This window comes from Companilactobacillus nuruki, from assembly GCF_002872255.1.
GTDB classification, from domain to species: domain Bacteria; phylum Bacillota; class Bacilli; order Lactobacillales; family Lactobacillaceae; genus Companilactobacillus; species Companilactobacillus nuruki.
Window position 1 is genome coordinate 1 of sequence record NZ_NIPR01000003.1, and the last position, 25,698, is coordinate 25,698.

27 protein-coding genes are annotated in these 25,698 nt (G+C 34.4%); 26 read left to right on the plus strand and 1 reads right to left on the minus strand.

What is annotated here, in order from left to right; translation table 11 throughout:
- The 11 genes from CBP76_RS00955 to CBP76_RS01005 all read left to right on the plus strand — a co-directional run.
- Positions 1-1,371: MFS transporter (locus CBP76_RS00955; RefSeq protein WP_102195061.1), on the plus strand; the 1,371-nt coding region annotated here is incomplete at its 5' end.
- Between the two features lie 113 nt (positions 1,372-1,484).
- A complete protein-coding gene (polA, locus tag CBP76_RS00960; RefSeq protein ID WP_102195062.1) occupies positions 1,485-4,142 on the plus strand; it encodes a DNA polymerase I in 2,658 nt (885 codons plus the stop codon).
- A gap of 10 nt (positions 4,143-4,152) precedes the next feature.
- Positions 4,153-4,980: a DNA-formamidopyrimidine glycosylase gene (mutM, locus tag CBP76_RS00965; RefSeq protein WP_102195063.1), complete on the plus strand. Its 828-nt coding sequence runs from the start codon at positions 4,153-4,155 to the stop codon at positions 4,978-4,980.
- Entirely contained in the window at positions 4,977-5,570 is a 594-nt protein-coding gene (gene coaE, locus CBP76_RS00970) for a dephospho-CoA kinase (protein WP_102195064.1), read from the plus strand. The genes mutM and coaE overlap by 4 nt, the downstream gene beginning before the upstream one ends.
- 21 nt (positions 5,571-5,591) lie before the next feature.
- Positions 5,592-6,065, plus strand: coding sequence for a transcriptional regulator NrdR (gene nrdR / locus CBP76_RS00975; RefSeq protein WP_102195065.1), 474 nt, complete (start codon positions 5,592-5,594; stop codon positions 6,063-6,065).
- An 11-nt stretch (positions 6,066-6,076) separates the two neighbouring features.
- Entirely contained in the window at positions 6,077-7,429 is a 1,353-nt protein-coding gene (locus CBP76_RS00980) for a DnaD domain protein (protein ID WP_102195066.1), read from the plus strand.
- Between the two features lie 2 nt (positions 7,430-7,431).
- Positions 7,432-8,340 (plus strand): primosomal protein DnaI, encoded by a 909-nt coding sequence (gene dnaI / locus CBP76_RS00985; protein ID WP_102195067.1) that lies wholly within the window; start codon positions 7,432-7,434, stop codon positions 8,338-8,340.
- A gap of 297 nt (positions 8,341-8,637) precedes the next feature.
- Entirely contained in the window at positions 8,638-10,581 is a 1,944-nt protein-coding gene (gene thrS / locus CBP76_RS00990; protein WP_102195068.1) for a threonine--tRNA ligase, read from the plus strand.
- 430 nt (positions 10,582-11,011) lie between these two features.
- The gene (gene ald, locus CBP76_RS00995; protein WP_102195069.1) at positions 11,012-12,133 is read left to right on the plus strand and encodes an alanine dehydrogenase; all 1,122 of its coding nucleotides are present in this window, start codon (positions 11,012-11,014) and stop codon (positions 12,131-12,133) included.
- Between the two features lie 41 nt (positions 12,134-12,174).
- Positions 12,175-13,209 carry a bifunctional threonine ammonia-lyase/L-serine ammonia-lyase TdcB gene (gene tdcB, locus CBP76_RS01000; protein WP_102195070.1) on the plus strand — a complete coding sequence of 345 codons (1,035 nt, stop codon included), beginning with the start codon at positions 12,175-12,177 and terminating at the stop codon, positions 13,207-13,209.
- A gap of 106 nt (positions 13,210-13,315) precedes the next feature.
- Positions 13,316-14,680: an APC family permease gene (locus tag CBP76_RS01005; protein ID WP_102195071.1), complete on the plus strand. Its 1,365-nt coding sequence runs from the start codon at positions 13,316-13,318 to the stop codon at positions 14,678-14,680.
- A gap of 53 nt (positions 14,681-14,733) precedes the next feature.
- Here the strand turns inward: CBP76_RS01005 and CBP76_RS01010 are convergent, their stop codons facing one another.
- Positions 14,734-15,180 (minus strand): MerR family transcriptional regulator, encoded by a 447-nt coding sequence (locus tag CBP76_RS01010; protein WP_102195072.1) that lies wholly within the window; start codon positions 15,178-15,180, stop codon positions 14,734-14,736.
- A gap of 98 nt (positions 15,181-15,278) precedes the next feature.
- Here CBP76_RS01010 and CBP76_RS01015 point away from each other — a divergent pair, with 98 nt between their 5' ends.
- The 15 genes from CBP76_RS01015 to gndA all read left to right on the plus strand — a co-directional run bounded on the left by CBP76_RS01015 (position 15,279) and on the right by gndA (position 25,601).
- On the plus strand, positions 15,279-16,283 hold the full coding sequence (locus CBP76_RS01015; protein ID WP_217350190.1) for an NAD-dependent epimerase/dehydratase family protein: 1,005 nt from the start codon (positions 15,279-15,281) through the stop codon (positions 16,281-16,283).
- A 271-nt stretch (positions 16,284-16,554) separates the two neighbouring features.
- A complete protein-coding gene (gene infC, locus CBP76_RS01020) occupies positions 16,555-17,088 on the plus strand; it encodes a translation initiation factor IF-3 (RefSeq protein WP_102195074.1) in 534 nt (177 codons plus the stop codon).
- 14 nt (positions 17,089-17,102) lie between these two features.
- Positions 17,103-17,300: a 50S ribosomal protein L35 gene (rpmI, locus tag CBP76_RS01025; RefSeq protein WP_025084493.1), complete on the plus strand. Its 198-nt coding sequence runs from the start codon at positions 17,103-17,105 to the stop codon at positions 17,298-17,300.
- Between the two features lie 51 nt (positions 17,301-17,351).
- On the plus strand, positions 17,352-17,708 hold the full coding sequence (rplT, locus tag CBP76_RS01030; RefSeq protein ID WP_057892750.1) for a 50S ribosomal protein L20: 357 nt from the start codon (positions 17,352-17,354) through the stop codon (positions 17,706-17,708).
- 70 nt (positions 17,709-17,778) lie between these two features.
- Positions 17,779-18,306, plus strand: coding sequence for a YqeG family HAD IIIA-type phosphatase (locus CBP76_RS01035; protein ID WP_102195075.1), 528 nt, complete (start codon positions 17,779-17,781; stop codon positions 18,304-18,306).
- Entirely contained in the window at positions 18,293-19,414 is a 1,122-nt protein-coding gene (gene yqeH, locus CBP76_RS01040; protein ID WP_102195076.1) for a ribosome biogenesis GTPase YqeH, read from the plus strand. Before CBP76_RS01035 ends, yqeH begins: the two co-directional genes overlap by 14 nt.
- Positions 19,415-19,424: 10 nt before the next feature.
- Complete coding sequence (locus CBP76_RS01045) at positions 19,425-19,739, plus strand: YhbY family RNA-binding protein (RefSeq protein ID WP_102195077.1); 315 nt, start codon at positions 19,425-19,427, stop codon at positions 19,737-19,739.
- Positions 19,740-19,756: 17 nt separating this feature from the next.
- Entirely contained in the window at positions 19,757-20,395 is a 639-nt protein-coding gene (locus tag CBP76_RS01050) for a nicotinate-nucleotide adenylyltransferase (RefSeq protein WP_102195078.1), read from the plus strand.
- The gene (gene yqeK, locus CBP76_RS01055; RefSeq protein WP_102195079.1) at positions 20,388-20,990 is read left to right on the plus strand and encodes a bis(5'-nucleosyl)-tetraphosphatase (symmetrical) YqeK; all 603 of its coding nucleotides are present in this window, start codon (positions 20,388-20,390) and stop codon (positions 20,988-20,990) included. Before CBP76_RS01050 ends, yqeK begins: the two co-directional genes overlap by 8 nt.
- A gap of 1 nt (position 20,991) precedes the next feature.
- Positions 20,992-21,351, plus strand: a complete 360-nt coding sequence (gene rsfS, locus CBP76_RS01060; RefSeq protein WP_102195080.1) for a ribosome silencing factor — start codon at positions 20,992-20,994, stop codon at positions 21,349-21,351.
- Positions 21,351-22,082: a class I SAM-dependent DNA methyltransferase gene (locus CBP76_RS01065; protein WP_102195081.1), complete on the plus strand. Its 732-nt coding sequence runs from the start codon at positions 21,351-21,353 to the stop codon at positions 22,080-22,082. Before rsfS ends, CBP76_RS01065 begins: the two co-directional genes overlap by 1 nt.
- A gap of 9 nt (positions 22,083-22,091) precedes the next feature.
- Entirely contained in the window at positions 22,092-23,192 is a 1,101-nt protein-coding gene (locus CBP76_RS01070) for a nucleotidyltransferase (protein ID WP_102195082.1), read from the plus strand.
- Positions 23,192-23,752: a YceD family protein gene (locus CBP76_RS01075; RefSeq protein WP_102195083.1), complete on the plus strand. Its 561-nt coding sequence runs from the start codon at positions 23,192-23,194 to the stop codon at positions 23,750-23,752. The genes CBP76_RS01070 and CBP76_RS01075 overlap by 1 nt, the downstream gene beginning before the upstream one ends.
- Before the next feature lie 147 nt (positions 23,753-23,899).
- Positions 23,900-24,028: a hypothetical protein gene (locus CBP76_RS13440; protein WP_281258453.1), complete on the plus strand. Its 129-nt coding sequence runs from the start codon at positions 23,900-23,902 to the stop codon at positions 24,026-24,028.
- Between the two features lie 148 nt (positions 24,029-24,176).
- Positions 24,177-25,601, plus strand: a complete 1,425-nt coding sequence (gndA, locus tag CBP76_RS01080) for an NADP-dependent phosphogluconate dehydrogenase (protein ID WP_102195084.1) — start codon at positions 24,177-24,179, stop codon at positions 25,599-25,601.
- Positions 25,602-25,698 lie beyond the last annotated feature (97 nt).

Below are 25,698 nucleotides of genomic sequence, written 5' to 3' on the forward strand. Positions count from 1 at the left end.
TTATCGATTTTAGCCGTTGGATTATTATCATTTACAGGAATTTTAATTGAAACATCAATGAATGTTGCTTTTCCGACTTTAGTTAAACAGTTGAATGTCAGTTTAGGCACTATTCAATGGTTAACAACAGGTTATTTACTGTTAACAACAATTGTTATGAGTACCACAGCCTATGTTTTAAAAAAATTTGATCCTTTGAAGATTTTTATTTTTGCGACTTTTTGTTGTTTTATTGGTTCATTAATTTGCTTAATGGCGCCCAACTTTTCAATCCTAATGGGAGGAAGATTGTTGCAAGCAGTTTCCACAGGTTTATCAACGCCTTTGATGTTTAGTCTGATATTTGACGAAGTACCAACATCAAAAATTGGGATTTATACTGGTTTAGCGGGTATTGTGATTTCTTTAGCTCCGGCGTTGGGGCCTACTTATGGTGGTGTTATTAATGGAATTTGGAGCTGGCGAGAAATATTCGTTGGCGTTTTGCCATTGATAGTTTTACTGTTTATCATTGGTGTCTTTTCTATTCATGGTACAGCCCGAGGTACCAAAGGAATTTCTTTTGATTATGGCAGTGTTATAGGTTTAGCAATAATCTTTTCGATCATACTCTTTACATTTGATCAGGCTGGTAAATATGGCTGGATGTCGAAACAATTTCTATTATGGATTGTTGCATCATTGATTACTTTCTTATTGTTTATTTGGTACAACAGAAAAAGTGATCGTCAATTAATTGATTTTTCCATTTTAAAAATTCCAGTATTGAGGTTACGTCTGTTTGGTTATTTTAGTTTGCAATTTATTAATATTGGATTATCTTTTGTATTACCAATTTTTGCACAGACGGTACTCAAATTGGATTCTGCCCAAGCAGGATTGATGCTTTTGCCAGGATCGCTACTTGGTGCTGCCGTTGGTCCAATTGCAGGTTATATGTATGATAAAGTTGGAGCAACGAGACCATTATTTATTAGTGGAATATTGTTACTTTGTGGGTCATTATTATTCTGGCTTTTTAGTGAGAACTTGAGTTTTATAGGTATAATTCTTATTTATATTTTGGTTAGAATTGGTTTTAGTATGGGCTTTGCAGTTTACTTATCAGATGGTAGTATGCAGGTTAAAGGTTCAAATAAATCCGATCAGAATTCACTTTTCAGTATGATGCAACAATATGCAGGATCTTTAGGTACAAACGTTTTGTCCGTAATTATTTCAGCAGTTGCTTTGACAAGTGGAACTAAAAATGGAATTTTAAATACAATTACGGGTACAAAAATTGACTTTATAGTTTTAACTGCTCTATCATTACTGGTATTAATATCAGTTATTTATGTCGCTATCAGATATGAAGAAAGAAATAATTAGGTGAAAGTCTCGATTCGTTGGAATCTAGGCTTTTTTAGTCTTTGTGAAACTGTTACAAAGAGCCAGGATTTGTTAAAATAGAGATAGTTAATTTCGTTTTTATTGGAGAATATATGTCAAAAAATAAAAAATTACTTTTAATAGATGGAAACAGTGTTTCCTTTAGAGCATTCTTTGCAATGCATAACGTTTTAGATAAGTTTGTTAATGGCGAAGGTGTACATACAAATGCTTTGTATGCTTTTAACAATATGTTGGAAATTATTTTGAAGGAAGAACAGCCTACACATGCGTTAGTAGCATTTGATGCGGGAAAAGTTACTTTTAGAACCAAAATGTATGACGACTATAAGAATGGCCGCTCTAAAACACCAACAGAGTTTACTGAACAAATGCCGTTAATTCAGGATTTATTAAATTATCGTGGCATGAAAACCTATCAATTACCTGACTATGAGGCCGATGATATTATCGGAACAATGTCACGTAAAGCACAAGCCCAAGGTATGGATGTAACTATTGTTACAGGCGACCGTGATTTAACACAATTAACGACCGATAAGGTAACTGTTCGTGTGAATGTTAAAGGTGTCACCGAAACAGAAAGTTATACTCCTGAACATGTTAAAGAAAAATTGGGTATTACGCCGGAACAAATTATTGATATGAAGGGATTAATGGGAGATACATCTGATAATTATCCTGGAGTTGAAAAGGTCGGCGAAAAAACAGCTATTAAATTGATAGATCAATATGGCAGTGTTGAAGGAATTTATGAACATGTTGATGAGATGAAAAAGAGTAAATTAAAAGAACATCTAATCAATGATAAAGACAAAGCGTTTTTAAGTAAAAAGCTTGCCACTATTGATGTGGATGCTCCAGTAGATTTAAAATTGAATGACTTAGAATATCGTGGAGACAATCAAGAGCAACTGATTCAGTTTTATCAAAAAATGAATTTTAATTCATTTCTTGAACGTATGAATGTTCCACTTGAAAATACAGCAGAAACCTTAGCTGATATTAAAGTTGAACAATTGAATTCTGATTCTATTGAAAATATTGTAAAGAGCAATAAGGCGCATACTTTGGTTATAGAAGGTTTTGGAGAAAATTATCATACGGCTCCGATAACTGGAATATTAATTTCTGATGGAAAAAATTATTATGGAACAAGTGATGTTTCTATACTTGAGAATGATGATTTGAAACGATGGTTAGCTGATAAAACTAAAGAAAAGTATCTTTTTGATAACAAGCGAACAATTGCGTTATTACATCGTTATGGATGCAATTTAAATGGTGTCAGTTTTGATATGTTATTAGTAGCTTATTTGCTTGATACAAATGATAATAAACAAGATATTGGTCTAGTAGCAAAGAATTATAATGTTAGCTTACCTACTGAAGAAGAATTTTATGGTAAGGGTGTTAAAAAGGCTGTTCCTGAAGACAATTCTATTTTGATAAATTTCATTGCTCAAAAGGCTCAAGTAATTGATACATTGAAAGATAAAATGCTTTCAGAGTTAAAGGATAATGATCAAGATAGTTTATATGATGAGATTGAATTGCCGCTTTCTATTGTGTTAGCCGAGATGGAAATTAAGGGTATCAAAGTAGAGGTTTCCAAATTAAAGGAAATGGAAAATACTTTTGCTACTAGGTTGTCAGAGATCGAACAGAAAATATATCAAGAGGCTGGTAAGGAATTTAATATTAATTCACCTAAACAACTGGGTGTGGTATTGTTTGAAGATTTGAAATTACCAGTTATAAAAAAGACTAAAACTGGTTACTCGACTTCAGTTGATGTTCTTGAAAAATTAAAAGATAAGTCTCCAGTTGTCGAAAAGATTTTAGAATATCGTCAAATTTCTAAGATTCAATCGACCTATGTTGTCGGATTACAAAAATTTGTTCATCCTGATAATAAAATCCATACTATTTATTTACAGACGCTAACTCAGACAGGGCGTTTGTCATCAATAGAACCTAATTTACAAAATATTCCTATTAGAATTGATGAGGGCAAGCAAATTAGAAAAGCCTTTGTACCTCAACATGACGATTGGGAGATTTTTTCAGCCGACTATTCTCAAGTTGAATTACGAGTATTGGCACATATTTCTGGTGATGAAAATATGCAAGAAGCTTTCAAGGAAGATTATGATATCCATGCGCATACTGCTATGAGAATTTTTGGTCTGAATAGTACGGATGAAGTAACTCCAAATATGCGTCGACAGGCTAAGGCTACTAACTTTGGGATTGTTTATGGAATTAGTGATTATGGTTTGTCACAGAATATAGGTATTAGTCGTAAGCAGGCTGCTACTTTCATTGAATCATATTTTGAACAATATCCTGGTGTTAAAAAATATATGGATGATATTGTTAAGTATGCACGTGAAAATGGATATGTTGAGACGATAATGCATCGTCGTCGTTATCTACCAGATATTCATTCAAGTAATTTCAATGTTAGAAACTTTGCACAAAGAACTGCGATGAATACACCAATTCAAGGCAGTGCGGCTGATATTATTAAAGTCGCAATGATTAATATGCAAAAGATGATTCAACGAGAAAATCTTCAAGCTAATTTATTGTTACAGGTTCATGATGAAATGATTTTTGAAGCACCAAAATCTGAAATTGAAACATTAGGAGAGCTAGTTCCAAGTGTAATGGATTCAGCCGTTAAACTTGATGTTCCTTTAAAAGTTGAAACAGCTCATGGAAAGACTTGGTACGAAGCAAAATAGGTGATAAAAAATGCCAGAAATGCCAGAAGTAGAAACAGTTAGGCGTGGTTTGAATTCTTACGTTAAAGGACATGAAATCACGCATGTAGAAATTCGTTATAATGATTTGATAACGGGGGATGTTAATCAATTTATAGAGTTTGTAACTGGAGCAACTATTACTGATGTTGGACGTCGGGCTAAATTTTTGTTGATTCATTTAGATAATGGATATACAATTATTAGTCATTTGCGAATGGAAGGTAAGTATCGTATTTCTGCTGATCCCAATGCAATTGATAAACATTCTCATGCTATTTTTACTTTAGATAATGGTCAAAAGATGATTTATAATGACGTTCGAAAATTCGGTCGAATGCAATTATGGAATACGGATGATTTGAAAAATAACAAGTCAATTCAAAAATTAGGTCCAGAGCCACTTTCAAAGGAATTTACTTTTGAGACATTAAAGCCTAGAATTATGCGTCACCATAAGGATATCAAAATTGTTTTATTGGATCAGTCAGTTATGAGTGGTTTAGGTAATATTTATGTTGATGAGGTACTTTGGAAGGCAAAACTTCATCCAGAAACGACAGCTAACCATTTGAGTGATAAGGATATTCAGAATATCATTGAATTATCTAACCAAGAGATGGAGAAGGCCATTGCTTCAGGTGGTTCTACAATCCGTTCATATATTGATGCAAGCGGACATAAAGGAAATATGCAGAATAGTTTGAAAGTTTATGGTAAAGAAGGAACACCTTGTCCAAGATGTGGGACTGAGATTGTGAAGATCAAAGTTGGTGGTCGAGGAACGCACTTCTGCCCACATTGTCAGGTAATCAAATGAGTAAAATATACGGGTTAACTGGCGGTATCGCGGCTGGAAAGTCGACAATATTGAATTTATTTAAAGATCACGGATTTCAAGTCTTTGATGCTGATAAAGTGGCTCGAGAGGTCGTTGTACCTGGATCAATAGGCCTTCATGAAATCACAGAACAATTTGGTGAGAGTGTGTTGTTGAGCGATGGGACCTTAAATCGTCAAGAACTTGCCAAAATAGTTTTTAGTGATAGTAAACAATTGAATAAATTGAATAATATTACGCGACCTCTAATTAAAAAAAATATTTTAGAAACAATTGCGGAAGTAAAGAAGTCTTCAAACTCAACAATTTCTATTTTTGAGATTCAGTTGTTGTTTGAAGGAGGTTACCAGGAGTATTTTGACGGTGTAATTAGTTTGTATGTTAGACCAGAAGTACAATTGGACCGTTTGATGAAAAGAAATAATTTAACAAAAAAAGTTGCCTTAGAACGAATTAATTCACAAATGTCGATGGATGAAAAAAGACGTCGAGCCGATTTTGTGGTTGATAATTCTGAAGATTTAACACATCTTACGAAGCAGTTTGATAGGTTAATCGCACAACTTTAATCTGGAAAAGAGGTTAGAACTTTGATTTGTCCACATTGTCACCATGATTCATCAAAAGTAATTGACAGCCGTCCTAGTGATGAAGGAAGGGCTATTAGAAGACGTCGTGAATGCGAGTATTGCGGTACTAGATTTACAACGTTTGAAAGATTAGAGAAATCGCCACTTCTAGTTATAAAAAAGAATGGCAATCGTGAAGAATTTAGTCGTGAAAAATTGTTACGTGGTTTAGTTCGAGCTGCTGAAAAACGTCCCGTCACAATGGATCAAATGAATGATATTGTTGATAAGGTTGAAAACCAAATCAGAGCTACTGGTGAAAGTGAAGTTAATTCACGTCTGATCGGTGAACATGTCATGAAAATTTTGGCCAAGGTTGACGATGTAACTTACATTCGTTTCGCTAGCGTCTATCGTGAGTTTAAAGATATGAATGGATTCATGAAAGAGGTTCAAGAAATGATGGCTAATGGTAATAAAATTGATGAAAAATAAGGGGTGAGCCAGTGTCTACAGATAAATTTACACCACTAGTAGGCTATTGGTGTCTGCCAAATGGTCATTTGAATGATGATGATCGTCATGTTTTAACTGATTTGTATTTACCGATTTTAGGTACGGAGGCCTTTAGTCTGTACTTACTATTATGGGAAAAAATACCTAATAAAGAGGTTATAACTCAAAGAAAAAGTCATTCTGAATTGATGAGTTTATTAGGTATTGATTTAAAGAGGTTTTATGAAGCCCGAATCAAAGCTGAGGCATTAGGATTGATTAGGACTTTTGAGAAAAAGGATGATTTAGGGTCATATTATATTTATCAATTATTTGAACCCCTATCTCCTGATGAATTTTTCAAAGATGATTTAATGAGTATTTTTTTGTATGAGCAAGTTGGTGAAAGCAAATATCGTTTATTGGCCGATAAGTATGCTCATTCGGATTTGATTTTAAAAGATTCAAATGAAATAACCAAAGATTTTCTGGAAGTTTTCCAGTTGAGCAATAGTGATTTGATTAATACACCAACAGAAGTAAAAAATGCTCAAGAGAATTTTGCTGAAAATTCTGAAGTGAAAAAACCTGTGTTGAATGAGAAAGAAATTCCTCAATTAGATTGGGAACTGATTTCCGATAGGATTCAGCAATTATTCAAGATTCACCCGGATGATTTACTGGAGAATCAGGAATTGATCCTTAGTTTGCATGCTTTTTATGGCTTAGATGAAATAACATTAATTGATTTGATTGGCAAGACTTGTGATATTGTTAATAATAAAATTGATCCTGACCGCCTTAAAAAGTCTGTTCAAGATCGCTTTGAAAAAAATGCTAATATTTCTGTAAAAAGACAAACTGAGACGGTTGAAAAAGAAACCACCACAACTGATTTTAACCGTTCAGATCAATTGATTTTACAACAAGCAAAATCAATGACTCCAGCCGACTTTTTGGCTGCTCAGAAACAAAAGAGTGGTGGATTTATAGGAACAGTTGAGTCCCGAGCCCTACGTGATATGGCTATGAAGACATACTTGCCTGCTTCTGTTTTGAATATTATGGTTTATTATATTTTGCAAAATTCTCCAACTTTGACATTGCCACTTATGGAAACGATGGCTAATGATTGGCAACAAAATAATGTTCAGACTCCAGAGCAAGCTTTGCAACGGATTACTGATTTTCAAACAAAACCACGTAACCCTAAACGTCGTTATAATAATAACCGTACTCGTAAAGTAGAGCAGGCAACTGATTGGAGCAAGGTAAAGGCCAAGGTTTCAAATAATCAAAACCAAGAAAATAATCGTAATAATCTTCAAGACAGGTTGAAACGATTAAGAAATAAGGATAATTAAGCATGGAAAATTTAGGAAATACATTGGCAGAATATTTAAATTCAAAAAATTTGACGGAAGACTATCGCCGTCTTCTTAATAGTGCGGTGAAAGACCCTGATGTTCAAAAATTTTTGAAGGAGAATAGTGATTCGATCGATCCTCAGGCGATCTCAACGAGTGCTGCTAGTATTTATGAGTTTTATAATAATAAAACTCATGCTAGTGAGTTGTCTAAGGGATATTATCCTAAATTGATTGTTAACAATCATAATATTGAAGTTGTTTATTACCCTAATGAGCGAACTAAAAACCGTGAGAAACGGGCACAATATGAAACTGGCTTTGTTTTAAAAGACATGCCATCAGATATCCGTAAAGCTAAGTTGGATGATTATAGCGGGGAAGGCCGACAGGATGCTCTGGCTGAGTCTTTAGATTTTATTGATAATTATTTAAGTAATAATGGTTTCGTTCCGGGATTATACTTAGCGGGCGATTTCGGTGTCGGAAAAACATATCTTCTAGGAGCAATTGCGAACGAATTATTTAAAAATGACATTCATACTACTTTGATGCATTTTCCAACTTTTGCAGTGGAAATAAAGAGTTCGATCGGATCTAATAGCGTCTTATCTGAGGTTAACAAGATTAAGGGAACTGAGGTTTTGATGCTAGATGATATCGGGGCAGATTCAATGTCTAGTTGGATACGTGATGAGGTTCTAGGCGTAATTTTGCAATATAGAATGCAGGAAAACTTACCAACGTTTTTCTCTTCTAACTTTTCTATGAAGGAATTAGAAAAACACCTGGCTGTCAATCAACGGGGAGAAGAGGAACCTGTCAAGGCTAAAAGAATTATGGAGCGGATAAAGTATTTATCTCGTGAGGTAATTGTGAGTGGTCCTAACAGAAGATTTGAAAAATAGCTTGCAAAAGTTAAAAATAAATGGTTCAATATAGCCAATGAGAGACAACACTTCGGTTCTACTCAGGGAGGGTACGGTTACTGGAAGCTTACCCATTACTGGAGTTACCACTTTCATTAAAATCTGTATAATAGTCGGTTACTATATAGCCAAAAGAGTGAAAACTGTTTTTTTGTTATACAGTTTTAATGTGGGTGGAACCGCGCGAATGCGTCCCTGAAGTATGTGCATATTTAATTATATGTTTATACTTCAGGGACGCATTTTTGTTGTCTAATATTTTAGGAGGAAAAGTATATGTCAAAAATCAAGTTAACATTCCCAGATGATTCAGTTAAGGAGTTTGACGAAGGCACTACTACTTTGGATGTTGCTAAATCAATCAGTACATCGCTAGGTAAGAAAGCTGTAGCTGGTAAGCTTAACGATACATTAGTTGATCTTGAACGTCCTATCAAGCAAGATGGTAAAATTGCAATTATTGCCGGTGAGGATGAGGAAGATTCCCAAAAGGTTCTAAGAAATACAGCTGCTTTGGTATTTAGTGCTGCTGCAAAGAACTTTAAAGAAGATCTACATTTTGGTGAGAAACAAGCTAATGATGATGGTTTCTATGTTGATACTGATGATAAGAATGGACAAATCAGTGTTGATGAACTAGAAAAGATTGCCGCATTGATGAATAAGATTATCAAGAATAACGATAAAATTGAAAGATCAATGATGGACAAAAAAGATCTTGCTGAAATGTTTAAGGATGATCCATACAAATCATCATTGATTTCAGCTATTGAATCAGTTCAAATCCCTGTGTACAACCTAGATGGATTTGTTGATTTCGGTTATGATGCTGTTCTTCCAAGTCTTAAGGATTTGAAACACTTCAAGTTATTGTCAGTTGCTGGTGCATATTGGCAAGGTAAATCAAGTAATCCAATGTTACAAAGAATTTATGGTACAGCTTTCTATAAGGAAGATGGATTAAAAGCTGACTTGAAGCGCCGCGACGAAATCAAAGAACGTGATCACAGAACAATTGGTCGTGACCTTGATCTATTCTTCGTTGATCCAGAAGTTGGTGCTGGTCTTCCATACTGGATGCCAAATGGTGCTACTATCCGTCGTGTTATTGAAAGATATATCATCGATAAGGAAGTTGCTTGGGGTTACCAACACGTTTATACACCAATCCTTATGAACTTAAATGCTTATAAGACATCTGGTCACTGGGAACACTACCGTGAAGACATGTTTCCACCAATGGACATGGGTGATGGTGAAATGCTTGAACTACGTCCTATGAACTGTCCTTCACATATTCAAATTTATAATCACCATAATCGTTCATACAGAGACCTTCCACTACGTATTGCTGAACTTGGTATGATGCACAGATATGAAAAATCAGGTGCTTTGTCAGGTCTACAACGTGTGCGTGAAATGACTCTAAACGATGGTCATACATTTGTTGCTCTTGATCAAATTCAAGAAGAATTCAAACGTACACTACAATTGATGGTTGAAGTTTATAACGACTTTGATATTAAAGATTATACATTCCGTCTAAGTTATCGTGATCCCGCTAATACAGAGAAGTATTTTGATGATGATGAAATGTGGAATAGATCACAAACAATGCTTAAGGCAGCTATGGATGATCTTGGTCTTAAATATTACGAAGCTGAGGGTGAAGCTGCTTTCTATGGTCCAAAACTTGATGTTCAAACAAAGACAGCCCTTGGTAATGAAGAAACACTATCAACAATTCAATTAGACTTTATGCAACCAGAGAAGTTCCAATTGACATATGTTGGTGCTGATGGTCAAGATCACAGACCAGTTATGATTCACCGTGGTATTGTTTCAACAATGGAAAGATTTGTTGCTTACCTAATCGAAATGTATAAAGGTGCATTCCCAACATGGTTGGCTCCAACACAAGTACGTGTTATTCCAGTTAATAAAGATTTACATTCTGACTATGCTAATGATATAGCTGCAAAGCTTCGTGATAAGAATATTCGTGTTTATCTTGATGACCGTGATGAAAAGATGGGTTACAAGATCCGTGATTCTCAAACAATGAAAGTGCCTTATACTGTAGTTGTTGGTGATGATGAAGTTAAAGATGCCACAGTTTCTGTAAGAAAATATGGTGAAGAGGATTCAGAATCAGAGAATGCTAAGATGTTTGTAGATAGCGTTGTTGCTGATATTAGTAACTATAGTCGTGAAGACTAATTGAAAATAATTATTTATTTTGCACTCGATTATGAAAATGATCGAGTGTTTTTTTGTCCTTTTAAATTTGAAAAAATAGTTGATTTTTATTGTAAACAATTAACTTTTTAAAGTCTAAGCTTGATCTAAAATATGAACCTAAAATATATGCTTTATTATCGATCCCTAGAGCAGTTGATATATCAACACTGTTCACTAAAAATAAACACCTGTTTAATCATGATATAACAGATATTTGAGAATAAATATTAATTAGAAAATGATAATTGTGAATTTAAATTTTTTTTGTTAATTTATTCTCAATGGTCATAATGCTTTGGAGATACTTTGAGTTTGTGAAGATAAAAATAAGGTTGTCAGCCGTTAAGGTAAGCGTTAACATACGAGTTGTAAGGAAATAGTTATTATCTTCACAAGGGAGAGTGTAAATATGCAAATCGCTGTTATTAAAGAACAAAAAGAAGGAGAAGGTCGTGTAGCGGCCACTCCTGAAAATGTTCGCAAAATGGTTGAAGCTGGTAATGAAGTACTTGTTGAAAAAGATGCAGGTATTGGAGCTGGTTTTACGAACGAAGAGTATGTCGAAGCTGGTGGTAAGTTAGTTAGCCATGAAGATGGTTGGAATGCTAAATTGATCATCAAGGTTAAGGAGCCTGATCCAGAAGAGTATAAGTATTTTAAGAAAGGACAAGTAATCTGGGGATTTCAACATTTAGCATCATCGAAACCTACTGTTGAAGCAATGATAAAGGCTGGGACAACTGCAATTGGTGGAGAAACAATTGTTAAAGATGGCAAACTAGAATTGTTAGCACCAATGAGTGCAATTGCTGGAAGACGTTCAGTTATCATGGGTAGTTACTATCTAGAGGCTCAACATCAAGGACAAGGAATCCTAATGCCAGGAATTCCAGGAATTGAAGCTGGAAACGTTGTTATTTTTGGTGGTGGAAATGCTGCAATTAACGCCGCTGAATTAGCACTAGGAATGGGAGCATCAGTGGTTATCATTGAACTTAATGATGATAGAATTAAATTCCTAGAAGATAAGTTTGCTGGTAAAAAGTTTAGAGCCGTTAAGTCTAACGAAGAAAATCTTGCTAAAGAAATTAAAGATGCTGATATCTTTATTTCCACAATTCTTATTCCTGGTTCAAGACCACCTAAGTTGGTTAAAGAATATATGGTTAAATCCATGAAACCAGGTAGCGTAATTGTTGATGTTGCCATCGATCAAGGCGGAACGGTTGAAACAATTGATCATCCAACCACAATTGATGACCCAATCTTTGTTAAAGATGGAATTATTCACTATGCTGTTCCTAATCAACCTGGTGCAGTACCACGAACAGCTACAATGGCTTTGGCAAAGGGAAATTTGCGTTACTTACTAGAAATTGCCGACAAGGGTATTAATGAAGCAATTAAGTCAGATGGGGCACTTGCTTCAGGGGTTAATGTCTTTGAAGGAAAAGTAACAAATAAAGGACTGGCAGATTCATTGGATTTACCATACACAGAGCTTTCTGTTGAGGAATCTTCTGTAAATTAAAAAAATAATTAAGGGCAAATATAAAAGATGAGGTGTGGACAATGATCAAAGGTGTAAGTGTAAATGCAGATAGTGTTGTAGATATTCATGATATTGAAGAAGCTAAAGCTATTGTTGGGAAATACGCTCGTAAAACCCCTCTAGTTCAATCCATGTTTTTAAGTAGAAATGTAGTTGGTGGGGATGTTTTTCTAAAGTTAGAAAACATGCAATTAACAGGATCGTTCAAGTTCAGAGGTGCTAATAATAAGATCAATCATCTTACTCAAGAAGAGAAAGATCGTGGGGTTATCACTGCATCAGCTGGTAACCATGCACAAGGTGTAGCTTTGACAGGCCATTTGTTAGGAATTGATACAACGGTTGTTATGCCAGATGAAGCACCACAAATGAAACGTGATGCTACTCGTGGGTATGGTGCTGAAGTTGATATTCACGGCGCAACATTTGATGATGCACACAGATGGATGTTTGAACGTGCTGAAAGAGAAGGAAAAACTATTGTTGATCCATTCAATGATAAATATGTTATTGCTGGACAAGGAACAATTGGTTTGGAAATTCTAGATGATATTTGGGATGTAGATACCGTAATTGTTCCTGTCGGTGGTGGCGGATTGATTTCAGGTGTTGCAACTGCTTTGAAATCATTCAACCCTAATATTCATATCGTTGGTGTTCAATCAGAAAATGTTCATGGAATGTATGCATCTGTTAAAGCTGGTCAAATTACAAAACATCACGATGACTTTACACTGGCTGACGGAACAGATGTGGCGGTACCTGGGGACATTACTTTCCCAATCGTTAGTTCATTAGTTGATGAAATTGTTTTGGTTAATGAAAAAGAAATTGCTCAAGCAATGAAGGACTTATTACAAAGAACTAAAGTTGTTGCTGAAGGTGCTGGGGCACTTCCTGTAGCCGCTCTTGAATCACATAAGATCGATGATAGATGGCTTAAAAATAAGAAGACTGTTGCCATGGTATCTGGTGGTAATGTTGATCTTAATAGAGTTTCACAAATTATCGATCAATTCTTTAAGCCAGTTAAAGCTGACGGGGGCATTGGCTAAGACTTAGTTATTGAATACAACAAAAGATGCTGCATATGGGGTGCAACATCTTTTGTTTTTAAAACATTGTAAATCTAATATTCCGTTGTATTGGAGGTAAATATTTATGGGCAAACAAGATGATGGTTTGAAAAAATCGATTGGATTTTTTCCAGCCTTTGCGACAGTTACTGGAAGTGTAATTGGTACAGGGGTTTTCTTCAAGGCCTCGGCTGTTACCAATTATACTGGATCGATAAGTTTGACAATGCTTGTGTGGTTTTTGGGAGGTTTTATTACAATTTGTGCTGGTCTAACCGGTGCAGAATTAGCAGCTGCTTATCCTGAAACGGGCGGCTTAACTAGATACATTGAACATAGTTATGGTGGCTTTTGGGGATTCATGGCTGGATGGGCTCAGGCAATTATTTATTTTCCGGCCAATGTAGCGGCAATATCAATTGCCTTTGGAACGCAGTTTGCACATTTATTTACACTATCTAACTCTTGGATCGTTCCAATTGCCATTATAAGTGCTCTGTCAGTTACTTCATTAAATTGGATTAGTGCAAAAGTTGGTGGTTGGGTAACGTCCGTTTCATTAGTCGCCAAATTGATTCCACTTGCTTTAATAGTTCTTTTTGGTTTCTTACATGAAGGACCGGTTGAATTTTCGCTTTTTCCAATTGTAGCGGGTCCACACCGTAATCTTATTACAGCCATGGGAAATGGACTCTTGGCAACAATGTTTGCATATGATGGCTGGATTCACGTAGGTAATATTTCTGGTGAAATGAAAAATCCTAGAAAGGATTTGCCTAAAGCTATTTCTCTAGGTATTGCGGTTGTTATGTTAGTTTATATTCTGGTAAATGCTGTTTTCATGTATGTTTTACCTATTAATCAAATTTCTGGTAATCTAAATGCTGCTTCAGATGCATCAACTGCAATTTTTGGTGGTATGGGTAGTAAATTAGTAACAATTGGAATTTTGATTTCAGTATATGGTGGCTTAAATGGCTATACTATGACAAGTATGCGTGTTCCTTATGTGATGGGAAAAGAACACAAATTGCCATTTGGCAATGTATTTGCTAAATTGAATAAAGCTGGTATTCCTTGGGCTGCCGGAGCAATTCAATTAGTTATTGCATGTTTGATGATGCTATCAGGACAATTCGATGCGATTACTAATATGTTGATTTTTGTTATCTGGATCTTTTATGTAATGGCATTTATAGCAGTTATTAAGTTAAGACATACGCAACCGGAACTTTATAGACCATACAAAGTTCCACTTTATCCAATTATTCCATTAATTGCGATCGTCGGTGGATTATTTATCTTAGTGGTTACTTTATTTACTGAATTTTTTACAACAATAATCGGTATTGCAGTCACGGCTATTGGAATTCCAATTTATTTCTATTTGAAGAAAAAATGGAGGTTTGAAGAATGTGATGTATCAGGATTGAAGAGTGCCGTGGATTAGCAAAACAGGTCTAGCAACTATTAAAATAGTTACTAGACCTGTTTTTGTTCAGCTTATTTTGTTAGAAATGGATCATGTAGGTTAAGAGTTCTTTTTTCGGTTTCTACATATTTTATTTGGGTACTAATAATATTGAATGCATCGTCAGAAGAATATCTGTCTAGTTTGGTATTTATTTCCTTCAAACTTTCATTTAGAATGCGTTGTTGATCTAAAACATTTTGTTTGTGTTCTTGTAATAGATATTTTCTTTGTTTAATTGTAGAAGTACCTTGCATGCATAGCTGAATATAATCTCTTATTTTTTCTATCGGCATGCCGGTATTTTTCAAACAACAGATAGTCTGAATGAAACCGAAATCTGATTTAGAGAAAACGCGATAACCGGCCTGATTTTTTGAAACGAAAGGTAAGAGTCCTTTTTTATCATAATAACGAATAGTTGAAATGGGTAAATCAAAGTGTTCAGCCACGTCTTTAATTGAATATAATTTCTCCATAAAAAAACTTCCTCAAAGTTATTGCTCTAAACTATGGTTTAGGGTTTAAAGTAATGATAATCAATTAAGACAATAATATCAATAAAGAGGAATTTATTATGAAAAAAGCATTAGTAACAGGTGGAACAGGGTTTCTAGGTTTACAATTAATTTTCAGATTACTTCAAGATGGTTATGATGTAAGGACGACTATTCGAAAAGAATCCGGTAAACAACGAATTTTGAAAGTTTTACAAGATAATGGAATTAAAAACACTGATAAGCTATCTTTTGTAGAGGCTGATTTATTAAGCGATAATAACTGGGATGAAGCTATGAAAGACATAGAATATGTTTTTAGCGTTGCTTCACCAGTTTTTTTCAATAAACCTAAAGATGAATCTGATGCTATTCAACCAGCATTACAAGGAATACTAAGAATACTATCGGCAGCTAATAATGCTGGAGTAAAGAAAGTTGTTATGACATCTAATTTTGGAGCAGTAGGATTTAGCAAAACAAAAGGTGTGACGACTGAAAGAGATTGGACTGATCCAGAGCAAAAGGGTCTATCTATTTATGAAAAATCAAAATTACTGGCCGAAAAAGCGGCTTGGGGTTACGTAAGGGAACCTGATGTTAATTTGGAATTTGCGACGGTTAATCCGGTTGCAATTTTTGGGCCAGCGCTGGATCAACATGTTTCAGGAAGCTTTGATTTATTGAAAAACATTCTTAATGGTAATAAAATGCCCGATTTTGATTTGAATGTTGTTGATGTACGTGATGTTGTTGATATTCAAATCAGAGCAATGGAAAATTCAGAATCCGATGGACAACGCTTTATTGCCAGTGCGGATGGAAAAATTTCAATGAAAGAAATAGCCTTATTGATCAAAAAGGAACGTCCAACAATTTCTGATAAAATAAATGTAAAACCATTACCTAGCTGGATAGTTAAGATTGGTGCTTTATTTAATAAAACAGCCAGAGAAGGTCAACTTATGTTAGATATGAATCGTGAGGTTAGCAATCAAAAAGCCAAAAACGTTTTAGGATGGACACCGATTGCTGATAATAGAGCAGCAGTATTATCAGCTGTGGATTCACTTGGTAAGGATTAGTATTAGTCTCAAGAGCCAATTATTTGTATTTTTTGTTCAAAAGATTTAAACTTTCAAAGTTATGACAATAGTTATTTATAGTAAGTTGGTGGAATGTGTTGACATATAATCATTTCATTGCTATAGTTAATAACTGTTGAGATTAAGCAGAAGCGCCCGCTTCTCACCTATGCATTCGCCTCTAGGTTAATACGATTGCGTAAATATATAGTGGGCATGCTTATGCGGCCCACTTTTTTAGTGGGCTAAATTACTCCGGAGGTGACTACTCATAGCAAGAGAATTATTATTAAATGATCAAATACGTGCAAAAGAAGTAAGATTGATTTCTGAAACTGGTGATCAAGTTGGTGTTAAGCCAACAGCTGAGGCACAACGTTTAGCCGAAGCAGCTAATATGGATCTAGTTCTAATGTCACCAGGTGCTAAGCCACCTGTTGCCAGAATCATGGACTATGGTAAATATAAGTTTGATCTTCAAAAGAAGGATCGAGAAGCACGTAAAAAACAAAAAACTGTTAGTCTTAAGGAAGTACGTTTGAGCCCAACTATTGAAGCAAATGATTTCAATACTAAGCTAAACAATGCTCGCAAGTTCTTAGCTAAGGGTGATAAGGTCAAAGTTTCTCTTCGCTTTAAGGGTAGAGCGATTACTCATAAAGAGATAGGTAAGGAAGTCTTAGACCGCGTCGCTGAGCAGACTAAGGATGTTGCCACGGTAACAACTAGACCTAAGATGGACGGTCGTAGTATGTTTTTAATGCTTGATCCAATTAACGCCAAAGATAATAAAAAGAAGAAATAGTGGAGGGATTTCCAATGCCTAAACAAAAGACACACCGCGCATCAGCAAAAAGATTTAAGAAGACTGCTAATGGTGGTTGGAAGAGAATGCATGCTTATACAAGTCACCGTTTCCACGGTAAGACAAAGAAGCAACGTCGTCAATTAGCTAAACCAGGTATGGTTAGCTCAAGTGATATGAAACGTATCAAACAAATGTTAGCTACATATTAATTAGCTAAGCACTTAAATATTTATTTTCGTTAAATTAAAGGAGGAGTCATTATGCCACGTGTAAAAGGTGGAACAGTAACTCGTAAACGTCGTAAAAAGGTTTTAAAATTAGCTAAGGGATATCGTGGTTCAAAACATATCACTTTTAAAGCAGCTCATACTCAAATCATGGTTTCATACCGTTATGCATTCCGTGATCGTCGCCAAGTTAAACGCGATTTCCGTAAGATCTGGATTGCCAGAATCAATGCTGCTGCAAGAATGAATGAAATTAGCTACAGCAAATTAATGCATGGTTTGAAATTAGCTAATGTTGACATTAACCGTAAGATGTTGGCTCAAATCGCTATTGAAGATCCAAAGGCATTCACAAGTTTAGTAGATACAGCTAAGAAAGCTTTAGCTTAAATTTAAAAACGTAATTTGGATAAACCCAAATTACGTTTTTTTACTAATTAGCAGAGATGAGGATTAAATTATGTTTAAACCGTATATTATGCTTGATAAAATCACGGATATCGACGTTGAGTCTCTCAAGAAACTTAATATTACTACGATCATGACGGATTTAGATAATACTCTTTTGCCATGGAATAGTGATGAATATGATTTATCATTACGTAAATGGCTTAATCAAATGGCCCAAAATGATATTGAGGTTATGATAGTATCTAATAATAGTTACGAGCGTGTGGAAAAGGCCGTAAGTAAATTACCAGTTAGTATCGTTGCTCGCGCTGTAAAGCCCTTGCCATTCGTAATTATGAACCATATTAAGGAAGAAAACATTGATCCAGAGAATGTGTTGTTCGTTGGGGATCAAGTTATGACTGATGTTTTAGCTGGAAATATGGCTAATTTAAAAACAGTTTTAGTAAAACCTTTGGTTGATACAGATGCAAAGAAAACCCGAGTTAATAGATTTTTTGAACGTCCTATTTTAAAGATTATGCAAAAACGTGATAAGAATTTATATTGGAAGGATTCATTAGATGATAGAAAATAATGAAAAATTGTACTGCATGGGTTGTGGTGCACAGATTCAAACTGAGGATAAAGAAAAACCAGGTTATGTTCAATCGGCCACTTTAAAGAAGTATCTTGAAAGTGATGATGAAAACGCTGAATTGTTCTGTAAGAGATGTTTCAGATTACGTAATTATAACGAAATTACTGATGTTGACGTCTCAGATGATGATTTTTTGAAACTGTTGGATTCTATTTCTGAAAAAGATGCTCTGGTTGTTAATGTGGTTGATATCTTCGATTATGAAGGTAGTGTAATTCCAGGATTGCAACGTTTTGTTGGTGACAAAAAGATTTTGGTTGTTGGTAATAAAGTTGATTTATTGCCTAATTCCGTTAATCAAAATCGTTTATTAAATTGGTTGCAACAAAAGAGTAAGGAAAATGGTATTAAGTCTGTTGATCAAATTATGGTATCAGCTGTTAAGGGTACTAATGTCGATAAGTTGATGGAAATGATTGAAAAATATCGTGATGGCAAAGATGTTTATGTCGTAGGAACAACTAATACTGGTAAATCAACTCTTATTAATCGGATTATCAGTGCCAATTCAGATGTCAAAGACTTAATTACAACCTCAAGATTTCCTGGTACAACTTTAGACCGAATTGATATACCATTAGATGATGGTCATTATCTAATAGATACACCAGGTATTATCCATCGCTATCAATTGGCTCATTTTCTTAATGCTCAAGATCTAAAAACTGTCACACCTAAAAAACCACTACGTCCAGCTACATTCCAATTGCGCGATAGTCAAACTATTTTCGTTGCTGGTTTAGCTAGGTTTGATTTTCTTGACTATAAGACAAATGTTACTTTCTATGTAAATCAAGGTTTACCTTTGCATCGAACAAAGACAATCAATGCTGACGAGTTTTATCAGAAACATTTAGGCGATATTTTGGCTCCCCCAACTGATGTTAAGGAGTTTCCTAAATTTAAGAGCCAAATTTTTTCAGCACATGAAAAATCAGATATTGTAATTTATGGTTTAGGATGGTTGACAATTCCAGCGGGTTCAAAAGTTAAGGCTTATGTACCTGATGGAGTTCACGTTTCAATTCGAAACGCAATTATTTAAGGAGAAACATATGATTATTAAAGGAAAAAAGAATCGTTATTTGAGAAGCCAGGCAGCTACAATGAAGCCAGCTATTCAAATTGGTCGTGAAGGTATCAGCGAGAACCTTTTAAATCAATTAGAGATTTTGATTGAAAAAAACGAACTTATTAAGGTTTCTTTATTACAAAATACACGAGTAGAACCCCAAGATTTGATTGATGCTTTACAAGAATTTGATGCGGATATTGTTCCAATTCAAACGATTGGTTCAAAAATGATCTTTTATAAGAAAGCTTCCAAAATCAAAAATCGTAAATACTCAATTGAACTAGAGAATATTTAAGTTTAAGTGATGAAGATATGAATACTCAAAAAAAATTATTAACCAAGGAAAAATTGGAATTCCATAGTAATTTTCCCAAACGTCATGTAGGAATTTTGGGTGGAACCTTTAACCCCATTCATCTAGGACATTTGGTGATTGCAGAACAGGTTTATGAACAACTTTGTCTTGATAAAGTATTATTTTTACCTGATAAGATTCCGCCACATCGTGGTGTTAAAAAAGTTGTACCCGACATTAAAAGCGATGATCGAGTAAATATGATCAAGTTGGCTATTAGAGACAATATGCACTTTGATTTGGATATGACTGATATTAGGCGTGGTGGAGTTAGTTACACCTATGAAACAATCAAACTATTAAAAGATTTAAATCCTAATACCGAATATTATTTTATTATTGGTGGAGATATGGTAGAAAACCTTCCTAAATGGTCGCATATAGATGAATTGGTACAAATGATTCATTTTGTTGGGGTTTGTCGAAAAGGGTTTGAGAAAAAATCAAAATATCCTATACTTTGGGTAAATACTCCTGAGCTAGAAATTAGTTCAAGTATGATTCGCCAGCACATTAAAAGGGGACAATCTATTAAATACTTAGTTCCTGATGATGTTGCTTGGTACATAAAGGATAGGGGGCTTTATAATGACTGATTTTGATTATACTTCCATTAAAAATGGGTTAGATCGTGATGAAATTTTAAACAAAATGCATGATACTTTGAGTGACTATCGTTATAATCATTGTTTACGAGTTGAGAAGGCAAGTAGAGGTTTGGCTGCTGAATTTGGTGGTGATGTGGAACGAGCTGGATTGGCCGGACTATTGCACGATTATGCCAAGGAACGTGATGATCAAGAGTTTATCGATGTAATCCAAAGGAAAAATTTAAACCCAATATTATTGCATTATAATAATGCTATTTGGCATGGTATTGTGGGTGCTGAAATTATTAAAGATGAGTTGGGTATTTATGATGAGGATGTTTTAAACGCCATTAGAAGACATACAGTCGGGTCTACTCATATGACACAAGAAGATAAATGTGTGTTTGTGGGTGATTTCATTGAACCAGGCCGTGATTTTCCTGGAATTGATATGGCTCGGGAATATGCTCAAAAATCATTGGACTCAGCGGTAACTTATGAATTAAAACATTCGGTTCAACATTTAGTTGATAAAAATAGAGAAATATATCCAGCAACCTTTGCTAGTTATAATTACTGGATATCAAAAGGAGAATTGTAATTTGGATTCAAAAAAAATAATGGAAATTGCTGTCAAAGCTGCTGATGAAAAGCATGCTAATGACATCAAAGTTTTAAATATTAGTGAAGTAAGTATTATGGCTGATTATTTTGTCATTATGGATGCTTCTTCACAACGACAAGTTGACGCTATTGTTCAATCAGTATTGGACAAGGAAGGCGAAAATGATGTTGAAATTGGTCACGTTGAAGGAAATCGTAATTCTGAATGGGTTTTGATTGATCTTCATGACGTTATTATCCATGTCTTTACGTCAGAACAACGTGATTTTTACAATCTTGAAAAACTATGGTCAGATGCACCAGAAGTTGATATTTCAAGTCTTGTAACTGAAGCTTAATGATTTATAATTCATTTGCCCGAGTTTACAGCGAATTGATGGATGATTCATTGTATAGTAAATGGGCTAAATATGTTGAAAATCAAGTTTCTCCGGATAATAAGTCCTTACTTGATGTTGCTTGTGGAACTGGTGATTTAACTATTTTGCTAGCCGATAAGTATCAAGTTACAGGAACAGATTTATCCAAAGAAATGTTAAAAATAGCGGACGAGAAAGCAACCAAAGCACATAAAGCCATTGCCTTTGAGCAGAGTAACATGATGGATCTTTATGACTTTAAAAGTTTTGATGTAATTACTTGTTTTGATGATTCTATCTGTTATTTAAGGGATGAAGATGAGTTAGCGGTTGCATTTAATCAGGCGTATCAACATTTAAATAATGGTGGAAAATATTTGTTTGATGCTCACTCACTTTATCAAATGGATGAAGTTTTCCCTGGATACATGTTTAATCATCGAACGGAAGATTCTGCATTCATGTGGAATAGTTTTGAAGGTGAATATCCGCATAGTATTGAACATGAGTTGACTTTCTTTAATTGGAACGATGATATTAAGGGATACTCAGTCAATACTGAATTACATAAGGAAAGAACTTATCCGATCGAAACATTTAAAATGATTCTAGAAGATATTGGTTTTAAAAATATCTCTATCAGTGCTGACTTTGGTGAATCAGATGTTCAAAATGATTCAACTCGATGGTTCTTCTCTGCCGAAAAATAAGAGGATATTATGACAGGTATCTATGGTTTTGTAGCTGAATTTAATCCGTTTCATAATGGTCATAAACTATTTATTGACACTATTAAACAAAAATATCACCCTGATGTATTAATTGCGGTTATGTCTAGCAATTTTGTTCAACGGGGTGATTTTGCAATTTTAGATAAGTGGGATCGAACGGTAGCTGCGATTGATAGTGGCGTTGATTTAGTAATTGAGTTACCAGTTGGATATGCAGTTGAACCAGCGGATTTGTTTGCCAAAGGAGCAATTAAACTGCTTGATCTTTTAAAGATAGATCATTTAGTTTTTGGGACTGAAAATCAAATTGATTTTTCAAAAATGTCTCAGAGAATTCTACAAATTGATACGGACTTTGAACAAGACTATCAAAAAAATTCCGCCACTAATTTGACGGATTTTTATCGGTCAAAGGGAATTGATATTGCAAAATTACCTAATCAAATGTTGGGTTTAAATTATGCTATGCAAATTGAAAAACAACAAGTAGGCATTGAAATATCAACAATTGAACGTCATGAAAGTCAATTTAGTGCAACTGAGATTCGCAAACGATTAGTGACTAAAGAATCAATTGAAGAATTGGTTCCTGTGACAATCGAAAAGATGCTGCATCAGAGTTCAACGGTATCTTGGAGTGATTATTTTGTTTATTTAAAGTATCAAATCATCAATTCCTCAACTACAGAATTGCAACAAATTTATCAAATGGTTGAAGGTTTAGAAAATAAATTACAAAAAGAAATTTCAACTAGTGATAGTTTTAATCAGTTTATGGAACAGATTAAATCAAAGCGTTATACTATGGCGCGACTTAGAAGGCTAATGGTTTATACACTTTTAAATGTTAAGAAAACAGAAATTGATAACTTATACAATAATCCTTATTTGCGAGTTTTAGGATTTGACACGATAGGTCAAAAGTATTTAAAATCTTTAAAAAAAGAAGATTTGAATTTAATAACTCGAGTTGGAAAAAAAGAAAAAAAAATACTTGATTTGGAAATTAGGGCGGACAGGATTCGTCAATTAGTAACTGATCAAGAAGAAGATTTTGGAAGAATACCTTATATGAAAGGGGTAAATTAATGCTAAATTGGGATGTTCAAGATGTTCGTCGCTATAAAGACAAACCTTTTGAATTTGAGGAAAAACTCGATTTGACTGAAGAATTGAAAGCTAGATCAGAAGATATCATGAATGCGGCTCCTGTTGAAATACAAGGACAATTATTTAATGATAATGGACTAGTTATCTCTGATGTTAAAGTTAAGACAACTTTAACAGTTCCTTCAACTAGAAGTTTGTTGCCAGTTGAATTGCCAATTAATATTAGAATAAATGAGGCTTATAACGTTGATGACGTAGCAGCGGAGGATCTGGAAGACTACAACGTTGTAATTCCGATTGATGATGAAAATCCTACTATCAATGTCTATGAATCAATTGTTGATAATATTTTATTGAGTATTCCACAGAAGGTTTTAACCAAGAAAGAGTCTGAAGAAAACATTATGCCATCAGGTAAAAATTGGGAAGTTATTTCCGAGGATGATTTTAAAAAGCAAAAAGAAGAAGAAGAGCATGTAAACCCTGAATTTGCTAAGTTAAAAGACTTATTTAAAGACGATGACGACGATAAAGAGTAGGGTAAACTGCTCTTTTTTATTTTTAAAAAATTTACTAAGGAAAACTTAAATTTTTTTAACGATAATGCTTTAAAAGAGGTCAAAATCAGTGGTTATGCTAGCATATTTTATAGATAATAAAAATCTAAAAATAGGAAGTGCATAGTCATGAGAGAAGAAATTAGACAAGCACGTGAGAAAACAAGAAAAACTAATCTCAGAGTTCTTATTTTAGAGCTGGCGATTATTACTGAGGTTATTTTAATTTTTTGTAAATTCGTAAGTGCTTTTATATAGAAATATTTTAATCATAAATAAAATTTAATATAAATATAGATGGAAAATTATCATAAAAATTTAAGTAAAATGGAGTGATTTTGTACACTCCTTTTTTATTTTTTTGTTAAGATGTTATTGTGAACAAAAATCGGAGGTAATTATTATAATGGCAAAACCACAAATTGGTGTTATCGGTATGGCTGTTATGGGTAAGAATCTTGCCCTAAACATTGAAAGTCGTGGATATGAGGTTGCTATCTATAATCGTACAGGTTCAAAAACTAAAGCGGTTGTTGAGGAACATCCCGAAAAGAAATTAGTACCAAGTTATACAATTGAGGATTTTGTTAACTCACTAGAAAAACCTCGTCGTATTATGATGATGGTCAAAGCTGGTGCTGGTACTGATGCTGTTATCAATCAATTATTGCCTTTATTGGATAAAGGTGATGTGTTAATTGATGGTGGTAATACGTTCTTTGAAGATACAATGGAACGTAGTGAACGTCTAGATAAATCAGGAATTAATTTCATTGGAATGGGAGTTTCCGGTGGTGAACTTGGTGCCTTACAAGGTCCTTCATTGATGCCTGGTGGTCAAAAAGAAGCTTATGACTTAGTTGCTCCTATTTTGGAACAAATTTCGGCCAAAGCTGATGAAGACGGTGCACCATGTGTTACATATATCGGACCTAATGGAGCAGGTCATTATGTAAAGATGGTTCATAATGGTATTGAATATGGTGATATGGAATTAATTTCAGAAAGTTATAACTTGTTGAAGCACTTGTTTAACAATGATGTTAATAAGATTGCTGAGGTCTTCCAAGACTGGAATAAGGGTGAACTTTCAAGTTATTTAATTGATATTACATCCCAAATCTTAACTAGAAAAGACGACGAAGGTTCAGATGACTATATCGTAAATAAGATTATGGATAAAGCTGGCAACAAAGGTACTGGTAAGTGGAGTTCCCAAAGTGCTTTGGAATTAGGTGTTCCCCAATCATTGATTACAGAGTCAGTTTATTCACGTTACGTTTCAGCTTATAAAGACGAACGTGTCAACGCAAGTAAAGTATTACCTGCACCAGAAAATAAACCTGAAATCAAAAATGTTGATGAGTTGGTAGATAAGATTCGTAAGGCATTGTATTTCAGCAAGATTATTAGTTATGCTCAAGGTTTCGCTCAAATGAAGGCAGCATCAGACCATTATGACTGGAATCTTGATTATGGTAAGATTGCTCAAATCTGGCGTGCTGGATGTATCATTCGGGCACAATTCCTACAAAAGATCACTGATGCTTATGATGAAGAGCCACAATTGGACAATTTATTATTAGATGATTACTTCAAGGGTATTGTTAAAGAATATCAAGCAGATGTTCGTGACGTTGTTAGTTATGCCGTACAAGCAGGAATTCCAGTTTCTGGATTTATGGCAGCTATTTCTTATTACGATCAATATCGTTCAGAAGTATTACCTGCTAATTTGATTCAAGCTCAAAGAGATTACTTTGGAGCTCATACATATGAAAGAAACGATAAACCAGGTATTTTCCACTATACATGGTATGAAGAACAATAATCTGAGAAGTTAGGCTAATTAATTTCTTGAATATATAGTTCAAATAACCCCCATTTCACAGTCTTTGTGAAGTGAGGGTTATTATTTTTATATTTGG